The organism is Guyparkeria halopsychrophila (assembly GCF_044582135.1).
Classification (GTDB): Bacteria; Pseudomonadota; Gammaproteobacteria; order Halothiobacillales; family Halothiobacillaceae; genus Guyparkeria.
Map to the genome: position 1 here is coordinate 1 of NZ_JBDODP010000068.1, position 530 is coordinate 530.

Annotated in this window: 1 protein-coding gene; it reads right to left on the reverse strand. The window is 64.2% G+C overall.

Going from position 1 to position 530, the window contains the following annotated elements; all coding sequences use genetic code 11:
- On the reverse strand, positions 1-530 hold a 530-nt coding region (locus ABGV18_RS11515), incomplete at both ends, for an EF-Tu/IF-2/RF-3 family GTPase (RefSeq protein ID WP_396586150.1).

Below are 530 nucleotides of genomic sequence, written 5' to 3' on the forward strand. Positions count from 1 at the left end.
CCCGGCTTGCAGAGTACCTGGCCACGCTCGACGTCGTCGCGCTTGGTGCCGCGCAGCAGTACGCCGATGTTGTCGCCCGCTTGACCCTGGTCCAGCAGCTTGCGGAACATCTCGACGCCGGTGACGACCGTCTTGACGGTGTCCTTCAGGCCGACAATCTCGATCTCTTCGCCCACCTTGACGATGCCGCGCTCGACACGACCGGTCACCACGGTGCCGCGACCGGAGATGGAGAACACGTCCTCGACCGGCATCAGGTACGAGCCGTCGATGGCGCGATCCGGCTCGGGGATGTAGCTGTCCATGGCCTCGACCAGCTTGACGATCGACGGCGCGCCGATCTCGCTGGTGTCGCCTTCCAGCGCCTTGAGGGCCGAACCGGTAACGATCGGGGTGTCGTCACCCGGGAAGTCGTACTGGCTCAGCAGGTCGCGAACTTCCATCTCGACCAGTTCCAGCAGTTCCGCATCATCGACCATGTCGGCCTTGTTCAGGAACACGACGATGAACGGGACGCCAACCTGACGCGA